Annotated in this window: 18 protein-coding genes; 9 read left to right on the top strand and 9 right to left on the bottom strand. The window is 60.2% G+C overall.

Features of this window, described 5'->3' with window-relative positions; translation table 11 throughout:
- Window positions 1-20 precede the first annotated feature (20 nt).
- The 4 genes from ACV095_RS07325 to ACV095_RS07310 form a co-directional block, all read right to left on the bottom strand.
- Window positions 21-962, bottom strand: coding sequence for a type II secretion system F family protein (locus tag ACV095_RS07325; RefSeq protein ID WP_134163815.1), 942 nt, complete (start codon window positions 960-962; stop codon window positions 21-23).
- Entirely contained in the window at window positions 959-1,816 is an 858-nt protein-coding gene (locus ACV095_RS07320; RefSeq protein WP_478223199.1) for a type II secretion system F family protein, read from the bottom strand. Before ACV095_RS07320 ends, ACV095_RS07325 begins: the two co-directional genes overlap by 4 nt.
- Window positions 1,813-3,036 carry a TadA family conjugal transfer-associated ATPase gene (locus ACV095_RS07315; RefSeq protein WP_018768478.1) on the bottom strand — a complete coding sequence of 408 codons (1,224 nt, stop codon included), beginning with the start codon at window positions 3,034-3,036 and terminating at the stop codon, window positions 1,813-1,815. Before ACV095_RS07315 ends, ACV095_RS07320 begins: the two co-directional genes overlap by 4 nt.
- Window positions 3,037-3,382: 346 nt before the next feature.
- Entirely contained in the window at window positions 3,383-3,739 is a 357-nt protein-coding gene (locus ACV095_RS07310) for a hypothetical protein (protein WP_018768479.1), read from the bottom strand.
- 4 nt (window positions 3,740-3,743) lie between these two features.
- Here ACV095_RS07310 and ACV095_RS07305 point away from each other — a divergent pair, with 4 nt between their 5' ends.
- Window positions 3,744-4,283 carry a GH25 family lysozyme gene (locus ACV095_RS07305; protein ID WP_478223198.1) on the top strand — a complete coding sequence of 180 codons (540 nt, stop codon included), beginning with the start codon at window positions 3,744-3,746 and terminating at the stop codon, window positions 4,281-4,283.
- 94 nt (window positions 4,284-4,377) lie between these two features.
- Here ACV095_RS07305 and istB read toward each other — a convergent pair whose 3' ends face one another.
- Window positions 4,378-5,166, bottom strand: a complete 789-nt coding sequence (gene istB / locus ACV095_RS07300; RefSeq protein WP_223917527.1) for an IS21-like element helper ATPase IstB — start codon at window positions 5,164-5,166, stop codon at window positions 4,378-4,380.
- Window positions 5,163-6,695: an IS21 family transposase gene (istA, locus tag ACV095_RS07295; protein ID WP_223993174.1), complete on the bottom strand. Its 1,533-nt coding sequence runs from the start codon at window positions 6,693-6,695 to the stop codon at window positions 5,163-5,165. Before istA ends, istB begins: the two co-directional genes overlap by 4 nt.
- Before the next feature lie 116 nt (window positions 6,696-6,811).
- On the opposite strand from istA, the gene ACV095_RS07290 reads away from it, so the two are divergent.
- Entirely contained in the window at window positions 6,812-8,899 is a 2,088-nt protein-coding gene (locus ACV095_RS07290) for a GH25 family lysozyme (RefSeq protein WP_478223197.1), read from the top strand.
- A gap of 108 nt (window positions 8,900-9,007) precedes the next feature.
- Here the strand turns inward: ACV095_RS07290 and rfbA are convergent, their stop codons facing one another.
- Window positions 9,008-9,874 carry a glucose-1-phosphate thymidylyltransferase RfbA gene (gene rfbA, locus ACV095_RS07285; protein WP_018768481.1) on the bottom strand — a complete coding sequence of 289 codons (867 nt, stop codon included), beginning with the start codon at window positions 9,872-9,874 and terminating at the stop codon, window positions 9,008-9,010.
- 55 nt (window positions 9,875-9,929) lie between these two features.
- On the opposite strand from rfbA, the gene rfbB reads away from it, so the two are divergent.
- The 4 genes from rfbB to ACV095_RS07265 are packed head-to-tail and all read left to right on the top strand — an operon-like array spanning window position 9,930 to window position 13,503.
- Window positions 9,930-10,928: a dTDP-glucose 4,6-dehydratase gene (gene rfbB, locus ACV095_RS07280; RefSeq protein ID WP_478223196.1), complete on the top strand. Its 999-nt coding sequence runs from the start codon at window positions 9,930-9,932 to the stop codon at window positions 10,926-10,928.
- A 3-nt stretch (window positions 10,929-10,931) separates the two neighbouring features.
- Window positions 10,932-12,356, top strand: coding sequence for a sugar nucleotide-binding protein (locus ACV095_RS07275; RefSeq protein ID WP_018768483.1), 1,425 nt, complete (start codon window positions 10,932-10,934; stop codon window positions 12,354-12,356).
- Window positions 12,353-13,084 carry a glycosyltransferase family 2 protein gene (locus ACV095_RS07270; RefSeq protein ID WP_478223195.1) on the top strand — a complete coding sequence of 244 codons (732 nt, stop codon included), beginning with the start codon at window positions 12,353-12,355 and terminating at the stop codon, window positions 13,082-13,084. Before ACV095_RS07275 ends, ACV095_RS07270 begins: the two co-directional genes overlap by 4 nt.
- A gap of 8 nt (window positions 13,085-13,092) precedes the next feature.
- Entirely contained in the window at window positions 13,093-13,503 is a 411-nt protein-coding gene (locus ACV095_RS07265) for a DUF2304 domain-containing protein (protein WP_478223194.1), read from the top strand.
- Between the two features lie 55 nt (window positions 13,504-13,558).
- Here the strand turns inward: ACV095_RS07265 and ACV095_RS07260 are convergent, their stop codons facing one another.
- Together ACV095_RS07260 and ACV095_RS07255 are read right to left on the bottom strand one after the other, a co-directional pair.
- A complete protein-coding gene (locus tag ACV095_RS07260; RefSeq protein WP_018768486.1) occupies window positions 13,559-14,440 on the bottom strand; it encodes a glycosyltransferase family 2 protein in 882 nt (293 codons plus the stop codon).
- A gap of 86 nt (window positions 14,441-14,526) precedes the next feature.
- The gene (locus ACV095_RS07255; RefSeq protein WP_223992078.1) at window positions 14,527-14,997 is read right to left on the bottom strand and encodes a GtrA family protein; all 471 of its coding nucleotides are present in this window, start codon (window positions 14,995-14,997) and stop codon (window positions 14,527-14,529) included.
- A 516-nt stretch (window positions 14,998-15,513) separates the two neighbouring features.
- On the opposite strand from ACV095_RS07255, the gene ACV095_RS07250 reads away from it, so the two are divergent.
- From ACV095_RS07250 to ACV095_RS07240, 3 genes are all read left to right on the top strand, one after another.
- Entirely contained in the window at window positions 15,514-17,385 is a 1,872-nt protein-coding gene (locus ACV095_RS07250) for a DUF7657 domain-containing protein (protein WP_478223193.1), read from the top strand.
- 105 nt (window positions 17,386-17,490) lie between these two features.
- Window positions 17,491-18,420 carry a glycosyltransferase gene (locus tag ACV095_RS07245; protein WP_478223192.1) on the top strand — a complete coding sequence of 310 codons (930 nt, stop codon included), beginning with the start codon at window positions 17,491-17,493 and terminating at the stop codon, window positions 18,418-18,420.
- Window positions 18,417-19,160: a glycosyltransferase gene (locus ACV095_RS07240; RefSeq protein WP_026265649.1), complete on the top strand. Its 744-nt coding sequence runs from the start codon at window positions 18,417-18,419 to the stop codon at window positions 19,158-19,160. The genes ACV095_RS07245 and ACV095_RS07240 overlap by 4 nt, the downstream gene beginning before the upstream one ends.
- Window positions 19,161-19,216: the final 56 nt, after the last annotated feature.

The raw sequence follows: 19,216 nt of genomic DNA, 5'->3' as shown, positions 1-19,216 counted from the left end.
GCTTCGGGTCTTTCTCCCCATCAGAAGCCCAGGTTGATGGCGGCCAGGCCGGGGAAGACAGCAAACACCACGGTCAGGGGAAGCACCCCGAAAACCAGTGGCACCATCATTGCGATTTCCTTTTTCCCGGCAGCTTCCATCAGGTCCCGCTTGGCCGAATCGCGGACGTCCTGCGCCTGCGCGCGAAGCACGTCCGCAAGGGGTGTTCCTCTTTCCACCGCAACGATGATGCCGTCAACAAACCTGACCAGCGGCGCAAGGTCGGTGCGCGCAGAGAACTCCTGCATTGCCAGAATCAGCGGCTTGCCGGCCCTGGTCTCCGCGAGGATCTTCGAAAATTCCTTGGACAGCTCACCGTTGGCACTCCTGCAGACGCGATCCAATGCGCCTGTTGCGCTCTCCCCTGCGCCGACGGCCAGGGCCATCAGTTCGGCAAGGCTGGGAAACTCGGCCATCATCCGCGCTTCCCGCCGGCGGACCTGGGCGCCAAGCCAGTAGTCCCGCAACACAAAACCCGCTGCAGTACTGCCGATAATTACCGCCGCTGCCAAGAGCGGGCTGAACCTGCCCGCTGCGGCTCCAATGAGCATGAAAGTCGCTGAGAGGACAAAACCCGCAGCAGCCCACAGCAACTGTTCAGCGCGGAAGTCGATGGCAGACTTGTTGATTCCTGCCTGGGCCAGCCGCCGGCCCGTGGCACCAGGCGTGGGGTTCAGTCTTCCCAACGCGGACAGCCAGTCCCGGAAGACGGGACGGAAAATTCGTTCGAGGGGGCCGAAAGGTGTCAGGTTCTGCTCGCCGGCGTGCAGGAGCCTCGACTCCAGGTTTTGCGACTTAAGTTGGGGCTCTATGCGTTGGGAAAGCGTCAGGGCGCGCATGGGAGGTGACCGGAAGATCACGAGCCACAAACCAAGGCCAAGGCCGATACCGCAGATTACTGCTGCAGGCGGGATGACGATCATCGGAGCACCCTTTCGTCCTGTGGCAGGGCCCCGATCTTCAACATCACCGTGTAGCAAACAAGCGAGACCACCAAGCCGCCGAGCAGGACTGCGGCGCCCATAGGCGTGTTGTAGGCCTGGATCGCCTCCGGCCTGCTGGCAAGCAGGATCATCACGATCCAGGGTGCCGCGACGGCAAGCCGGGCGGCATTGATGGTCCACGACTGCCGCGCCTCGAGCTCGCTGCGGGTCCGGGCATTCTCCCGCAGGAATTCCGCCAAGGTGCCCATGAGCTTCCCCAGGTCCGAACCGCCTACCTCCCGGGTCAGCCGGAGCGCTTCGACGATGCGGTCGGCCACCGGGTCAGCCAATCGCTGCTTCAACTTGTTTAGAGACCCATCAAACTGGCCTCCGGCGCGATAGTCAGCGCCGAACTCACGAAAAATGGGCCGCAATTCCTCAGGTCCCTTTTCTCCAAGCTGAATGAGGGCCTCGGGCAGGGGCAGGCCCGCACGGATCGCAGAGCGCAGATGATCCACGACGTCAGGCCAGAGTTGGCGCAGCAGGGCCGTCCTCTTTTTGGCCCGCCACCTGAGGATGGTGATGGGAAGCCATGTGCCGAAAAGTCCGAAGCAGCCGGCAATGGGCCACGAATGGCTAAGCCCGTAGAACACCAGTGCTACAAAAACCCCGAGGCCCAAGCAAGTACCGGCCAAACCGCGGGCTGAGACCCTGTCGACCCCGGCAACCGCGAGCAGGTCAGCCAGGTGGCCGGGCTTTCGCACGCGGTTCCCGGGGTCCGGCGTTTCCCAACAGGACCACCAAATGAGGAAGAGGCCCATCCCTAGCGCCGCCCCCATCAGCGCCGGGATCATCGCGGATCCAGCAGCGTGGCGAGGTCGTATCCTGCCCGCGAAAACTTCTCAGCTGCCGGCATGGCGTTGGCCCGTGGTTGCAGGATTCCATTCTCCAGGGCGAAAACCAGTGACGACTCGATGATGCCGTTTTCCACGCGGCGCCCCAACGATAGGATTTGGGTCACTTGCCGACGCCCATCGGGATGCCTGCTGCAGTGCACTACAAGGTCGATGCAGGATGCAACGGTGGGGACCACGAACGCACTGGAGATGTTGTCCCCCGCCAGCAGCGGCAACGTGCAGATCTTGGTCACAGCATCGTGCGCCGAGTTCGCATGGACGGTGCACATTCCGGGCAGGCCACTGTTAAGGGCAATCAGCATGTCCAGGCTCTCGGCTTCCCGCACCTCCCCTACCACCAGCCGGTCCGGACGCATCCGCAACGCTTCCTTGACCAGGCGACGGAGTGGAATTTCGCCCTCACCTTCGAGGTTCGGCTGCCGGCACTGCAGACCCACCACGTCCCGGAGCGGAAACTGAAGTTCAAAGATCTCCTCGACCGTGATGACACGCTCCCGGCTACCTATGCTCGCCGCCAGACAGTTCAGCATGGTTGTCTTGCCTGCCTGGGTGGCCCCCGACACAAGGATGTTGAGGCCACTGGACACCGCTGCGCCGAGAAATCGTGCCGACTGCGGTGTCAGCGTTCCCAACTCGACCAGGTGTTCCAGTCGGCTGGCCTTCACGACGAATTTGCGGATGTTCACGGCCCAGTGCCGGCGGGTTACATCCGGAATGACTACGTGGAGCCTGGATCCGTCCGGCAGTGCCGCGTCCACAAAAGGGGACGACATGTCCAGCCTCCTGCCGGAGCTTTTGAGCATGCGTTCTACGAGGTCACGCACGTGTTGCTCGGAGAGGCTCAGCGAGGTCAGCTCTGACTCCCCGTTGCGTGCCACATATATTTCGTTTGGCGCGTTGAGCCAGATCTCTTCTATTGAAGGATCGTCGAGGAGTGGCTGGAGCACTCCAAAGCCGGCTACGGCATCGAACAGGAACCTACGGGCAGCATCCAACGGGCCAAGGGGTGGAAGAGGCCCCATAAGCGCGCGCTCGTCATAGTCAGTGACGGCTGCTTCCACCAGCCTACGGACCTCTCCTGCCTGCCTCAGTGGGTCCAGCCCACGACGGCGGATGAGCTCGCGGACTTCGTCCTCGACAATTCCCAGCGCGTCCATATGTTCCCCCATACAACTGCCGCCCCCAGCGGAGGCAGTTCGACTGGGTACAGCTTAAGTAGAGGGTCCTGCCGCAACAAGTCATGCAGCACTCCTGTGGATAACTGACGACCCTCAAGATTCCCCTTAGTAGGGCTCAAGATTTCGCTTCGAAGACCACAGGATTCACATAAGTAACACCAGAATCACTGGTTGCGCCAGTAACACTGGTGCTATGGTGAGCGCGTTATTTATCGAAATAGCACTATCAGGTGCCTTCCTGGGGGAAATCACCTGAGCAGTATCCAAAGAGGCGCTTGGGGGAGCGCCGCATTGTCTCCGGAGCACATATGAAGCGGAACCTGTCTCAGTCCCGTCGCCCAATCATGATGTCCCTTGGGGCCGGCTTATTAGCTGCCTCCTTGCTGACCGGCCCTGGCCTGATCGGAGCAGCTTCCGCTTTGGAGCCCAGTCCCACACCAACGCCTGCCCCGTCCCAAACTGCCACTACGCTGCCACAGGCGACGCCGGCACCAACAACCACAGCGTCGCCGCAGCCTTCCATCGCAGCCAGTTCGCCGACGTCGGCTACTCCCCAGTCAATGGCCCAGGCCATCGGCCCCGGCGGGGCGGAAATGGGGCAGAGGTCCAAGAGAGTGACCTCTGCTTCCCCGTCGCCCACCGCCCAGAAGCTCAGCGCCGAATCGCTCGCAACAGAGGGCACATGGATGCCCTCCTTTGGGATACAGGGGCTTGACGTCAGTGGACACCAAACCAGCGTCGACTGGCAGCAGCAGTGGAACATGGGTGCCAGGTTCGCGTATGTGAAAGCCTCTGAAGGCAATTACTTCACGAATGATCTGTTTGGCTCGCAGTACCAAGGCGCACGAAGCGTGGGGATGCTCCGGGGTGCATACCACTTCGCGATCCCCAACTGGTCTTCCGGCGCCGATCAGGCGCGCTATTTCGTGAACAACGGTGGCGGATGGTCCGGCGACGGCTATACGATGCCGCCGGTTCTCGACTTCGAGTTCAACCCCTACGAGGGTCGGACGATCAACGGCTTCTACTTTGGCAACACCTGCTATGGCATGTCCCAGGCGCAACTGACATCCTGGGTCCAGGACTTCGGAAACACGATGAGGTCCCTCACCGGCAGACTGCCGATGATCTATACGAATACAAATTGGTGGAACCAGTGCCTGGGCAATCCCACCGGTTTTGGGGTGTCAATGGCCTTTGGTTTCTGCCCACGGGCGGCCAGTTAATCGGCCCGCTGGTGGCCAGTAAATCTGCCCGGTGATGGCCAACAGATCTGCCCACTGAGGGTTTTCGGTGGGATTGGCCATCGTCGAGGGTTTGTTAGTTCAGTTCGGTGACTCCTTTCCCGGCGAGGGCTTGAGTGAGTCGGATGGAGTCGCCGCTGGTTTGGCAGACGTGGGCGTGGTGCAGGAGCCGGTCCACGGTTGCCGTGGCGAGGGTTTTGGGCATCAGTTCATCGAAGCCGGCGGGGTGCAGGTTCGAGCTGATCGCGACGGAGCGTTTCTCGTAGGCGGCGTCCACGACCCGGTAGAGTCCTTCGGCGGCGTCGGTGGCCACCGGGAGAAGGCCGATGTCATCGATCACGACGAGTTCCGCGCGGAGGATTCTAGCCACGGCCCTGGTGACGCTGTCGTCGGTGCGGTGTGCGCGGATGAGGGCGCCGAGGTCTTCGAGTCTGAACCAGGCAACGCGCATCCCGGCTTCGACGGCTTGCTGGCCGAGGGCTTCGAGGAAGAACGTTTTCCCGGTGCCGGAGGGCCCGCAGACGACCAGGTTCTCGCGTCGGGTGATCCATTCCAGGGTGCGCAGGGCTTGCTGGGTGGGCGCCGGGATGGAGGAGACGGCGGGGTCCCAGACGTCGAAGGTCTTCCCGGTCGGGAAGCCTGCTGCTTTGCGCCGGGTGGCGAGCATGGACCGGGCCCGGCCTGCGGCTTCTTCGGTGAACAGTGCCTTGATGATCTCGGTTGGTTCCCAGCGCTGGGCGCGGGCGGTCGCGATCAGCTCCGGTGCCAGTGCCCGGGCGTGGGGCATCTTCAGTTGCCGCATCAGCGCTTCCAGTTCGGCCGGCAGGGCCGGGGCGGTGGTGTTCGTGGTGGTGACCGGGCTCATCGGCTCTGCTCCTTTGCGGGGGCGCTGGACGGCTCGGCGCCGAGGCCTGCCCAGGCGCTGGTGCCTTGGGTGAGGGACCTGGTTTCGTTAGCGGCGTGGGTGGTGGTGCGGCGGATGTTCGCGTTCAGGATGGAGGGCAGGTCGCCGTGGGCGAACCGGCCGTGCAGCGCGGCGTCTCCCAGGGCACGGTCCACGGACTCGGTCCCGGCGATCTTGGCCAGGGTCACGGCCTCGGCCATTTTCATGTTCATCCGGCCTGTTCCTGCAGCCGCGGCTTCCACGAGCCAGGTCTTGGCGCCGGCGCCGATGGCCAGGAACTCGGCTTCACCGGCGGTGCGTGCCTTCACGGCGTAGTCGCCCGGGGTTCTGGTACTGGTCCCTGGGAAGTGCTCCTCGATGACCGCGGGACTGCCGGGCCTTGCCCGGCCGTGGCGGGCGACTTCGACCGGGCCGGTCGGGCCGTGGTGGACGATGATGACCTGTTCGTCAGGGCCGGTGCCGTGGGAGCGGACGAACACCTTCGCGCCGAGCAAATGCGACGGCACCGAGTACTGGGCGTTCTCGAAGGAGACCATCGGGGTGTTCTCCGGGACTATACGGGCCAGCCCGAACGCGACCGTGTGCGCGGTCTCCGGGATCCGGTGCAGCCGGGCCGCTTCCTCCGCCAAAACCATTGCGGGTTTACGTCGGGTGGCCCGGTGTTCGCGGTTGTTGACCTCGTCCATGAACGCCTCGCAGGCGGCCTCCAGCTCGGCAAAGGAAGCGTAACCGGGCCTCAGGTTCGTGTCGGTGGGCACGAGGTCGGCTTTGGCCAGTTTCACCGACGCTTCGACTCCGCCTTTCGTTGCAGGGTCCGCGGGCTGGCAGGTCAGCACGGTGACCCCGTAGTGCCGGGCGAAGTCCAGGGTCTGCTGGTTCCGCACCGGAACCCCTGCGACATGGGCCGTTGTCACGGTTTTCTCGTTATCGGTCAGGACATACGTTGGTGCCCCGCCCAGGATCCGGAAGCACCGGTCGAGGGCTGCGAACACGCTCGGCGCGGTCCGGTCCCGCAACGGGATCACGATCCGGAACCTTGAGAACGCCAGCCAGGCAACGAACAGAATGGTTTTTACGCCGCCGATCCGTGGCCCGTCGCCGAAGTCGTACTGCAGCCACATCCCAGGCTCGGTGATCCACGGCCGGTGCACACGGGTGTGTCCGAGCCGCCACGCGGCCTTGACCTGCGCGATCGCCCGGCGCGTAGACCGCTCGGACCCCTCATAGCCTAGGGCGAGCAGCTTTTCGTGGGCCTTGTCGGCGCGGATCCGGCCCTTGGACGCCTCTACCCATTCCTCGATCTTAGGCAGGTAAGCGTCCGTGACCCTGGGCCGGGGCGCCGGTTCTGCAATTGGCCGGCCGGCGTCCCGCGCGGCGACGTGCCTGGCTACAGTGTGGTGCGAGCAGCCCGTGAGCTCCGCGGTGGCGCGCAACGATCCGGTCAGATCATAGGCAGCAAGAATTTCCATGATTTCTCCGTCATGCTTCATACAGGGCCTCTTCCTGGGACGACATTTGGTGCGACTAGACACCGTCATCAAATCCCGGGGAGAGGCCCCCGCCGCTGAAGACGCGGCAGGAACAGTTGAGGAAGTGGGCAGATCTCATGGCCACCAGTGGGCAGTTCTACTGGCCGTCAGTGGGCAATTTCGTGGCCGCCTATGGGCAGTTTTTCATGGCCGCTTACATTGGGGACTATCCCTTGTGGGTTGCGGCCTACCCGTACTCGGCAACCAACGATGCGGGCGCCATTCCGACAGGGAGTTGGGACACCTACAGCATCTGGCAGTACAGCAGCACCGGGCCGTTTGCTGGGGACTCCAACGTTTGGAACGGGGACTATGCGGGACTCAAGGCATTCGCTTCCGTAGCCGTTCCATTGGCGGCGAGCCAGGCCATAGGCGACGTCCGATCCCGTACGCCAGAACTGGGAGCCCAGACGTCCAACATAGTTTGCGGCCTGCGCGAGGGAGGCTGCTACCAGAACTTCCAGAACGGTGCAGTCATATGGTCCCCGGCCAACGGAGCCCATCCCAGCCTGGCAGGTCCGATCAGGACGCTCTGGCAAGCCGACGGCTTCGAAAATGGAACCATGGGCTACCCGACCTCTGCCGTAATCTGCGGCCTGAAGGACGGCGGCTGCTATCAAAACTTCCAGAACGGTGCCATCCTGTGGAGTTCTGGCTCTGGCGCGCAAATCAGCGTGAGCGGACCAATTCGAACTGCCTGGGCAGCAACAGGCTTTGAAAACGGCGTTATGGGATATCCCACCGGAGGTCAAACATGCGGCCTCGCCGCACAGGGTTGTTACCAAAACTTCCAGTCGGGCGCGGTCTTGTGGTCTCCTGCTACCGGGGCCAAGCGCAGCCTCAACGGACCCATTAGGGCGGCTTGGCAAAAGACAGGCTTCGAGTCAGGGCCACTTGGCTACCCGACCAGCGACACGCTTTGCGGTCTTCGGGACGGCGGCTGCTTCCAAAGTTTCCAAACAGGCAGCATCGCGTCCTCAATCACCAATGGAGCACACATCGTTTGGGGCCAGATGGAGTCGGCCTGGAGGGCAGGTGGCCGGGAAGCAGGACCCCTGGGCTACCCCGCTGCAGATGAAGTCTGCGGCCTCAAGAACGGGGGGTGCCGGCAACTGTTCGAAAAGGGTGCCACCGTCTGGTCACCCTCCACTGGAGCCCAATTGAGCCCCGCCGGACCTATCCGCACGTTGTGGCTTCAGCAAGGGGGTGAGAGCGGTCTGATGGGATATCCCACCGGGCCTCAAACATGCGGGCTCGTCAACGGCGGCTGCTTCCAGGAGTTCGAAGGCGGGGCCATTATTTGGTCTGCGACGTCCGGTGCGCAGCTGAGCAAGGCTGGTCCCATCAGAAATGAATGGGCTCGAACTGGCTTTGAGAACGGTGCCATGGGCTACCCCACCGCAAATGAAGTTTGCGGGCTACCCGACGGGGGCTGCTCGCAGGATTTCCAGAACGGCTCACTTACGTGGACTTCCGGCAGAGGCGTTTTGCGGGTCATGTCCCCAATTTTTGCCTCGTGGAAAGCTCAGGGGCGCGAGTCCGGAGTACTTGGCTACCCCAGCGCAACCCAAGTCTGCGGACTTGTCGGAGGAGGCTGCTACCAGAACTTCCAGAATGGCGCCGTTCTCTGGTCGGCGGCCACGGGCGCCCAGCCGAGCCCTGCAGGGCCCATCCGCACACTCTGGGCTGCGACAGGATACGAAAACGGTTCTCTCGGATACCCCACCAGTAGCCAGGTCTGCGGTTTGAAAGACGGTGGTTGCTACCAGAACTACCAAAACGGGGCTATTCTCTGGTCTCCCACCACGGGCGCGCAGATAAGCCCCAACGGACCCATCAGATCCAAGTGGGGCTCCATGGGCTACGAGCTCAGCGAGTTGGGATACCCTACGGGCGGTGTGGTCTGCGGCATCAGGGACGGGGGCTGCTACCAGAATTTCCAAGGCGGAGCGATGCTGTGGTCGCAGGCAACGGGGGCTCAGCCCAGCACTGGACCAATCCGCACGAAGTACGCCAGCCTTGGCTACGAGAACAGCTTCCTCGGCTATCCCATCGCGGCGACTTCCTGCACCTTGGCCAACGGAGGCTGCTTCCAGAACTACCAGGGCGGGTCCATCACCTGGAGCCCCACAACTGGGGCAAGCGCAAGCACAGTGCGCCGGTAACCGGTGTGGCTCCTGCTGCGAGAGGCAGGAGCCACGGTCAGAAGCTATTGGATTCAGAACAGAAAAGGGTTGAAGCAGCCGCTTCAACCCTTTTCTGTTTGTAGAAATCTACTTTTCGGCGAGGAGCTCGAGCAGGTATGAGCCGTAACCGCTCTTGACGAGGGGTTCGGCCCTTTCGCGGAGTTCATCGTCGGTCAGGAACCCCAGCCGCCACGAGATCTCTTCGGGCGCTCCAATCTTCAAGCCTTGCCGGTTCTCCACCGTCCGAATGAAATTGGAGGCATCGTTTAGGTCGTTGAAGGTCCCGGTGTCGAGCCAAGCAGTTCCCCGGGGCAGGATCTCGACCTGCAGCTTACCGGCGTCCAGATAGACGCGGTTCACGTCGGTGATCTCGAGTTCACCGCGGGCGGACGGCTTGAGGTTCTTGGCGATGTCAACAACATCGTTGTCATAGAAATAGAGCCCTGGAACTGCGTAGTGGCTCTTGGGTGCCGCGGGCTTCTCTTCCAGGGACAAAGCCTTGCCATCGTCATCGAATTCCACCACCCCGTAAGCAGACGGATCCTTGACCCAGTATCCGAAGACTGCTCCCCCGTCGATGGTCTTGAACCTGCGCAGCTGAGTGCCCATGCCCTGGCCATAGAAGATGTTGTCACCCAAGACCAGAGCAACGCTGTCATCACCGATATGGTCCGCACCGAGCACAAATGCCTGGGCCAGTCCGTCAGGAGAAGGCTGCTGCTTGTAGGTGATGGAGACGCCGAACCGGGACCCATCCCCCAATAAGCGTTCAAACTGCTCCGCGTCGTGGGGAGTGGTAATGATGAGGATGTCCCGGATCCCAGCCAGGATCAGCGTGGACAGCGGGTAGTAGATCATCGGCTTGTCGTAGACCGGTACCAATTGCTTGCTGACACCCAGCGTGATGGGATGAAGCCTGGAGCCGGTTCCGCCGGCCAGTATTATTCCGCGCATGTCCCCATCTTTCCCTTCGCTAGGAGCAGCAGCAAATCCGGTAGTCTAGGGAATTATGCAGCGACTTCTCGTAACCGGCGGAGCCGGCTTTATTGGCTCGAACTTTGTCCACTACGTTTTGGAAAACACCGACGACCGCGTAACGGTTCTGGACAAGCTGACCTACGCAGGTAACCTCGAGTCGTTGAAGGGCCTTCCGGAGGAACGTTTCACCTTCGTCCGGGGCGATATCGCGGACGCAGCCCTTGTAGATGGTCTTGTTGCCGATTCCGACGTCGTTGTTCACTACGCTGCCGAGTCGCACAACGACAACTCGTTGCACGACCCACGCCCTTTCCTGGACACCAACATCATCGGCACCTATACGCTCATTGAGGCAGCGCGCAAGCACAACAAACGCTTCCACCACATCTCCACGGACGAAGTTTACGGAGACCTGGAGCTGGATGACCCGGAGCGTTTCACCGAACAAACGCCTTACAACCCCTCAAGCCCGTACTCGTCAACCAAGGCCGGTTCCGATCTGCTGGTACGGGCATGGGTACGCTCCTTCGGCCTGCAGGCCACCATCAGCAACTGTTCCAATAACTATGGTCCGTACCAGCACGTGGAGAAGTTCATCCCCCGGCAGATCACCAATGTCATCGACGGCATTCGCCCCAAGCTCTACGGTAAGGGCGAGAACGTCAGGGACTGGATCCACGCCAACGACCATTCCTCCGCTGTGCTTGCAATCATCGCCGGGGGAAAGATTGGCGAGACCTATCTGATCGGCGCGGACGGCGAGAAGAACAACAAAGACGTCGTAGAGCTGATCCTCAAGCACATGGGACAGGCCCCGGATGCCTACGACCATGTGGTCGACCGGCCAGGTCACGACCTCCGCTACGCCATCGATTCCACCAAGTTGCGCGACGAACTCGGGTGGAAACCTCAGTTCTCCAACTTCGACGAGGGCATCGAAGACACAATCGCCTGGTACCGGGATAACGAAGACTGGTGGCGCCCGCAGAAGGCTGCCACCGAAGCAAAATACAAGGAACAGGGCCAGTAATCCATGTCGCTGGAGTTCTCGAAGAAGCTTGCTGCCCACCAAACCCCCATTCCCGGCGTCGTTCTCTACGACCTCCCGGTCCACGGCGACAACCGGGGATGGTTCAAGGAGAACTGGCAGCGGGAAAAGATGCTTGCTCTCGGGTTGCCTGACTTCCGGCCCGTGCAGAACAACATCTCCTACAACGAAAAGGCCGGAACCACCCGTGGGATCCATGCCGAGCCGTGGGACAAATTCATTTCGGTGGCCACCGGCCGCATCTTCGGGGCGTGGGTTGATCTTCGGGAGGGCCCCTCGTTCGGTGCGGTCTTCACGGCTGAACTCGACCCGAGCCAGGCAATCTTCATCCCCCGCGGAGTCGGCAATGCGTTCCAGACGCTGGAGGACAATACCGCCTACACGTACTTGGTGAACGACCACTGGTCCGCGGACGCTCAAGGTCAATACACCTTCCTTAACCTCGCCGATGAGACGGCTGCGATCCAGTGGCCGATTCCGCTCACCCAGGCGGAACTCTCTGACAAGGACAAAGCGCACCCGCGGATGGCCGACGTGGTCCCGATGGCAGCCAAGAAGATCCTTGTGGTAGGTGCCGGGGGGCAGCTGGGCAAGGCACTTCGTGCCCAGTACGACGGCGATACCTCGGTTGAGTTTGCAGGCCGCGCTGAGTTCGATCTCACCAACGCGAACAGTTTCAAAAGCAGGAACTGGAAGAACTACTCGACGATTATCAACGCCGCCGCCTACACTGCTGTCGACGCAGCGGAAAGCGCAGATGGGCGGGCCTCCGCCTGGTCCATCAACGTCGCGGCCGTAGCGCAACTGGCGCGCACCGCCGTCGAGAATGATCTCACTTTGGTCCATATTTCCTCGGACTATGTCTTTGACGGTAGCCGCGATATCCACGACGAGGACGAGCTCTGCTCTCCCTTGGGCGTTTATGGGCAGACCAAGGCCGCCGGAGACGCGGTAGTCAGCGTGGTTCCCCGCCACTACATTGTGCGGACCAGTTGGGTTATTGGAGAAGGAAATAACTTCGTCCGCACCATGGCCAGCCTGGCGCGAAAAGGGGTCAAGCCTTCCGTCGTGAATGACCAGACAGGCCGCCTGAGCTTCACCCAGGACATTGCGGCTTTCATTCGACATTTGCTGGAGTCGGATGCAACCTATGGTTTGTATAACTTCAGCAATGACGGGCCCGTCAGGAGCTGGGCGGATATTGCGCGGGATGTGTTCGAGCAGTGCGGGGCATCCGGCAGTGACGTCACTGGCATCACCACTGCCGAATATTTCAAGGACAAGGCAGCGGCCCCGCGGCCACTTTCCAGCACGCTCGACTTGGCAAAGACGCGCTCTACGGGTTTCGACATACCTGATGCCGACGAGCGGCTGGCAGCCTATCTGAAGTTGGAAAACGATAAGGCATGAGACCTGTAGATCAGACGCAGCACACCCTTGTGATCATGCCGGCCTGGAACGAATCGGAGGCCATCGGCAACACGATTCGTGAGGTCTTCGAGTTTGGCCCGGATTGCGATGTCCTGGTAGTTGACGACGGTTCACGGGACGACACGGCACAGGTAGCCCGTGATGCAGGCGCGCTGGTTGTGCAGCTACCGTTCAACATGGGCGTTGGCGGTGCCATGAGAACCGGGTTCAAATTCGCAAAGATGCAGGGCTACACCCAGGTCATCCAAGTGGATTCGGATGGCCAGCACGATCCCCGGGATATAAAAGCCGTCCTCGATGGGCTCCAGGAAGCAGACATCGTCATCGGTGCCCGCTTCGCCGATAAGGGCAATTACACAGTCCGCGGGCCCCGTAAGTGGGCCATGAACGTCCTGGCGTGGACGATATCGAGGGTCGCAGGAACCCGGCTCACGGATGTCACGTCAGGCTTCCGCGCTGCGAACACGAAGGCCATCCGACAATACGTAGACCACTACCCTGCGGAGTACCTCGGGGACACCATTGATTCCCTGGTTGTTGCGATCCGGTCTGGGTGCACCGTGCGCCAGGTTGGAGTGTCAATGCGGGAGCGGCAGGGCGGGACGCCGAGCCACGACCCATTGAAGGCAGCCATCTACCTCGGCCGGTCAGCTTTTGCCCTCCTCTTCGCTTTGACGCGCAAGAAGAACGAACCGTCATCCAACTAGGAGTTCACATGGCCACGCTTGTTGGCTTCATCTTTGTGCTGGTCATTCTGCTCATTATCTTCGAGATGCTCCGCCGGCGTCATTTGAGGGAAAAGTACGCAGTCCTCTGGATCATCATCGGTGTTGGAATGCTGGTCCTTGTTGCGTTCCCACAGCTGCTTTTCTGGGCCAGCGGCGTGCTCGGCGTTCAAGTGCCTTCAAACCTTCTTTTCGCGATGGCATTGCTTTTGCTCGTCCTGGTCTGCCTTCATCTGTCTTTCGAGCAGTCCCAGGCTGAGGACGAAATCCGTGTCCTGGCCGAAGAAGTAGGAATTCTGCGGCTCAAAGTACAGGAACTGGAAAAAGGCCAAACACGCGATCAATCTGTACCGGACAACGGGGTGCCAAGCGCGGGAAGGCCACCCGAAACCACTGCTTAAACTATTCAGGTGGCTGCCGGTCAATGCCTGCAGCCACCTGAATTATTTAAGTCTCCTATGAGATAACGTGTTTCAACAGCCGGGGCAGGGAATCGGTCTTTCCAATCGCCAGGGAACGCGCGACCAGGGTAGCGGCGTTCAGACGCGACGTCGTATGGAAAGCAGCCGCGCGAGCTGTCCTCTGCCAGCCGAGTTCGCGGAATCGGCGCGCCTGGCCCTCGAAGAAGGCCCGCTCCTCATCGAAGCGCCTCCCATCCAGAGCCTTAACTGATGAGTCTGAGGCTGAATGACGGCGGTAAAGGAATGCCAAGGTTGGATCAACCACCATAGATCCGTTTTCAGCAGCAATATCCAGCAATAGTGCGAGGTCCTGGACGACGTGCAGCCCCTCGGTGAAACCGATGCGGCGAATCACGTCCGTGCGCCAAGCAAGGGACGGGAAGTAAGCCCAGTCTGCCCGCATAAGGCTGGTTGCCATTCTTTCGCCCTGCAGGAGGACCGGTTCCTTGACGCTCGGGGCATAGACCTTCTTGACGATGTCGACCAGAGGCGACGCGACTCGGCCCTTCTCATCGATCACCTGGACCCCTGGCTGCACCACGCTGGCTTGTGGGTAGGCTTCGAAAGCCTTTGATACTACTGCCAGATAGTTCGGCAGCATGATGTCATCAGCGCCCATGACGACGACGATGGGGGCTTCAGCCAGGTCCAGGGCCTTGCGGTAGTTTCCGTTGGCACCCAGGTTCTTTTCGTTCTTTTGGTAGCTCACCCGAGGGTCGGAGATGGATTCGAACCAGCGCTGAGGTTCGGGGCTAGGAAACCCATCATCCACCACGATGAGCCGCCAGTCTTCGAACTGCTGGCTCATGACGCTCTGGGCAGCGAGTTTCATCAGGTCGACGTCCCCATAGTAGGGAAGCAATACATCAATGGCCATGTGCCAGGTAGATCCTTTTCTTGTCTTCCAGCGGATGCCCGCCAGCGGTTAGTCCGAACGTGAGCCAGATGGTCGTTTGAGGAGTGCTAGTCCGTGCCTTCAGCGGTCACAGTTCCTGCACGAGCAGGAACTTTTCCGGGCTCATGCCTGAAAATCCATACCTTATAGAGCCAAAAGTTCCAAGATGTGGTCAGTACAGTCGCGAACGCTTTGCCTATTCCGTAGGAAATTCCCCAGGCGTCGAAGCCGTTCACGATGACATCTATTGCCACGATGTTGAAAACCACCAGGGCCAGATACTTAAGCAGGCTCACATGGCTCCGGTTTCTGGCACGGAACGTAAAGGAGCGCTGGAGGGCGAAGTTGAACACCAAGCTGGCGACAAAAGCGATGGGCGTGGCAATCCAGAGGTCCACTCCGAAGACTTCATGCATGAGGGCCAGTAGAGCAAGATCTACTGCGAAGGAAGCGCCTCCAACGAGCAGGAACTTGATCAGGTGACTGCGCTCAACGATCCCTGAGATCCGGGAAGCGAGTTTCTGTGCTCGATGCTTCACTGATCGCGCACTGTCTGTTGTCTGCAAGCCACTCCCAGTTCCGTATACCCCCGCAGGTTGCAGTCGGGCTCAAGCCATCATACCGGGTGGCTGTCCATGGGGTGCTACCGGCAAAGAGGTCGAGGCGGCATTCGCGCCGACGGCTTCGACCGGTTTCATGACGTTATACTTGCGTTGCCGTTGCATACGTGGCGCCTCGCCGGGGGCGCGGTGGTTAATTCGGCGCTTCAGAAATTTGGGGAGCAACAACACATCATTCTGCGGCATCGAGCCATAGCCGGTGATTTCACCTTTGGTCCCCTTGGTCTGGGCGCCAGCCGCGATCTATGGGCGGCAGGGATCCCATGCAAGTCGGTCGAAATTGTCTGTGCAGCGTCGTGCCCGGGTTATGGCAAAGGTAACAGCAGTCGTTAGGCAAGAAGGAAGAGCAGAATGTCACCCCAGATGTCGTCCAGACTTCAAAGCATCAGCTTGCATGCCTGGCGTTGGGTGTCAGCTTCCGACCGAATGGCGCGAATGGCCGTCATCGCTGTGTATGCGTTCCTGGTGATCACTGGAGCCACGACCTCTTCAATTGGAGTGGCAGAACTCCGACAAGATCCTTCCCACCCGGAAGGAAACCAACTGGGGTCGAGCTCCGCTATTCGCTCTGACGAGTACAACGCATTCTCCCCGATTGCGATCTCCATCATGGCGACGGGGGCAGCCCCGACTACCAGCTATCTTGCCGCGCCGGCTGATGTCGTTCACAGGTATCCTTCCGGCGGGTTCTTCGAAACGTTCGTCTACTTTGATTCCACCATGCTCCGGTCCGCGGCGGTTCTGCCCGACGAGATGGTTTTCGCAGCCCACTGGTGGCTCCCGGCCTTCCTGCTCTTCCTTTTCCTTCCCAAATGGTTTCAGCAGATTGGGGCATCCCGGCACATGGGATGGCTGGCTGCTTTCCTTATAGCGCTCTCCCCCGCCGCATCCTGGTGGACGATGATGCCGATCCAGCTAATCGCGTACACGATCGCGGGGTCGAGTCTCCTGCTCTCCGCATATGGCGGCTTCAAATCGCGGCGCCTGCCCATCCCGCTCGCTCAGTCCGTTGCTGGTGGAATTCTCCTTGCCGGCATCCCCAGCTTCTACATTCCGTGGTCTTTGGTTCTGGGTCTTCCCGTGGTGGCTGCAACGTCCCTTTGGATCCTTTCCCGGAAGGAGAGTTGGGTGCCGAAGATCAAGGCCCTCGGCTTCACAGCCGGCGTAGCGTTGATATTCGGGATAGGCACGCTGCTGGAAAACAGGGAGGGCATCAATGCCCTGCTGAACACGGTATATCCAGGTTCGCGACGGTCAACTGGCGAAGCTCAGCCATTTGGGTTCCTTTTTGGTGCACCATCCCTGGGGGAGCTCAAAGATGCAATCCCTGTCGGCAGCAACCAGAGCGAGATGTCTACCGCGTTTACCATAACCTTCCTTTGGGCTGTGCTGGTATGGCTGGGCGTCTCTGGAATCGGCAGATGGAGGGATAATGTCGTACCCCTGATACTTTCCTTCTTTGGTGCTGTGTGGCTTCTGTGGTGCACCATTAATTTTGGCCCTGTGGGGGCTCAAATCCCTCTACTCAACTATGTCCAGCCTGCCAGGGCGGCCCAAGTCTGCGGAATTATCGGCACATTGTTGGTTGCCGTGCTGTTGTCCCGTCTCAAGGACAGCCCCCGGTGGCGCTTGCCCATTGCTGCAGGGCTCACAACAGGACTGGTAACCGCCTATGCGGGTTCCCAGCTTCAGCTCACTTATCTGCCGGGCATGTCAAGGAAGGAGGCGCTTCTCGCGGCTGCCGGCGTTGCAGCAGTCGTCTTCTTTGTCACACGCTTTCCCAAGTCCATTTATCCCGTCGGACTTGCTGCTGTCGTTGCCGCGATTCCAGTTTATGGCGCTAATCCTCTACTTTTCGGCTTGGGCGACCTCAGAGCGTCACCAGCAGCGACCTACTTATATTCCGAGGGGAGCGAAAGCCGCGAAGCAGGAACTCTCTGGGCCACCGACAGGTCGGCTGTTGACACCCTCTTGCTTGCTAATGGCGTGCCCTCACTCACGGGAGTTCAGCGCTCCGGCCCCGACCAAAGTAAGTGGAGCATTCTTGATCCCGAACATCGATATGCCAACGACTGGAACAGGGGCGGCGGCTTCATTCAATTCGCCTGGACACCTGGGCTGCCAAAGACCTTCTCAAACAACGGTGGAGACAGGACAATCCTCCACATTGACCCCTGTGATCTGAAAGGGGCGTTTCCAAGCCTTACCCACATCACGGCATCCGGAGAACTTTCCGCTTCTTGCTTGACCCTGGAGAAAGAACTGACCTGGTCTGGACAAAAGACGCTAGTCTACCGCGTCTCATGACTGACGCCTTGTTCCCTCCGGGCGACGATACACTGGATCCTGCTGCCTGACGGCTCCCTCAGTTGGGGCCGGTCAATTCGGATAAGCGAAAAGGAACAGTGAGACGTGACGCGCCAGAGTGACGCCAGAGTGGTGGCCATTATTTCCGCATTCCACCCGCCGGAGGACCTGTCCGAGAGAGTCCTGGAACTCAACAAGCAGGTGGCACACACCGTGGTTGTCGATGATGGCTCGGATATCAGCCATTCCAGCACCGTCCTGCAGGAGCTTGAAGAGATCGGCTGCACTGTGCTCCGGATGCCGGAAAATTCAGGAATTGCTGCCGCCCTGAACACCGGCATCGATCTGGCGCTTCAAAAGTGGTCCCCCGACTTCGTGTTGACCCTGGACCAGGACTCCGCGCTTGATCCCGGCTACATTGAAGCTGCGCTCAACACCTTCACGGCGGCGAAGGCCGAGGGAATAGATCCCGGGCTTATCAGCGCCCAGTCGCACAATGGCCTAAACGTTCCCCTTCTCACCAAAAAAGCTCACTTTCCTGAAGCATTCGATCCCCTCCAATCTGGAGCTCTGATACCTGTCTCAACCCTCAAAGCCGTGGGAATGATGGATGAAAGACTCTTCATCGATTGCGTGGACTCTGAATTCAATCTGCGCGTCCGGTCCCATGGCCTCGCCACCCTGATAGGAAAGGGCTGCAATATGACCCATGCCCTGGGGCATGCACAGCCGATGATGCTTTTCGGATGGCATGTGTCCGTTCTGGGCACCAAACGGCACGTCCACTCGCACGCGCCGTTCCGGGTGTACTACATAACCAGAAACAGCATTTACCTTTGGCGCCAATACGGTGCGCGATTCCCAGGCTGGCTCCTGCGACGGCTCAGATTCCAATTGGAAAGCGACATCTTTCGACTGCTGTATGGGGCAAACCGCAAGGGGCAACTCCGTGCTTTGGCCCGCGGCTGCCTCGACGGCTGGCTTGGACGGCTCGGAAAGATTGACCCCTCATTTCAGCAACGGATCAGCTCATGAATGCGAAAGCGGTAAAAAGGGTATCTGTCTGCATGGCAACATATAACGGACAGGATTACCTGGCGGAGCAGATATCGTCCATTCTCGACCAACTGTCGCCCGAGGACGAACTCATCGTCGTGGACGATGCCTCCAAAGATGGGACTATCGACGTCGTCCGCAGCATCAATGACTCCCGTATCATCCTCCTTCCCAACCAGGAAAACATGGGGTATGTTTCCAGCTTCGAGAAGGCAATCGCCGCGAGCAAAGGTGCCTACATCATGCTCTCGGACCAGGACGACATCTGGTTGCCGGGGCGCGTGGAAAAGCTGGTGGATTCACTGCACACCAAGGCCTTTGCGGCAAGCAACTTCACGGTGTTTGGCGGCCCCGCCAACAAGCTGCAGAAAGTGCAGTTGAAGAAGGCCGACAGTGGGCGTTGGCTATCGAACCTGGTTACCACGTGGATCGGCATCCGACCCTACTATGGCTGTACCATGGCCTTCCGCGCAGATGCCAAGCGTCTGATTCTTCCCTTTCCAACGTTTCTTACGGAAACCCACGACCAGTGGATAGCGATCGTGGCGAACATTAATCGTGAAATGGAACATGTGGAATCGGCCACTGTTGCACGCCGCCTGCATGAACAAAACACGACACCCAAATCGCGACGTCCCATCTCCAAAATCGTCCGAGCCAGGATTATGTTGCTCCGGGCGTTCCTCGTTGCCCTTCGTCGGAAGTCCCAGACAACATGAGCCCCGCTCCTTCGCCTCCAACTTCGCCGGCTCAGGCGGGTAACTATTCTGAAGCA

It is taken from the genome of Arthrobacter sp. JDC6 (genome assembly GCF_056484025.1).
The sequence above is the reverse complement of the archived record's forward strand: the minus strand, read 5'-3'. Positions and strand labels throughout refer to the sequence as shown.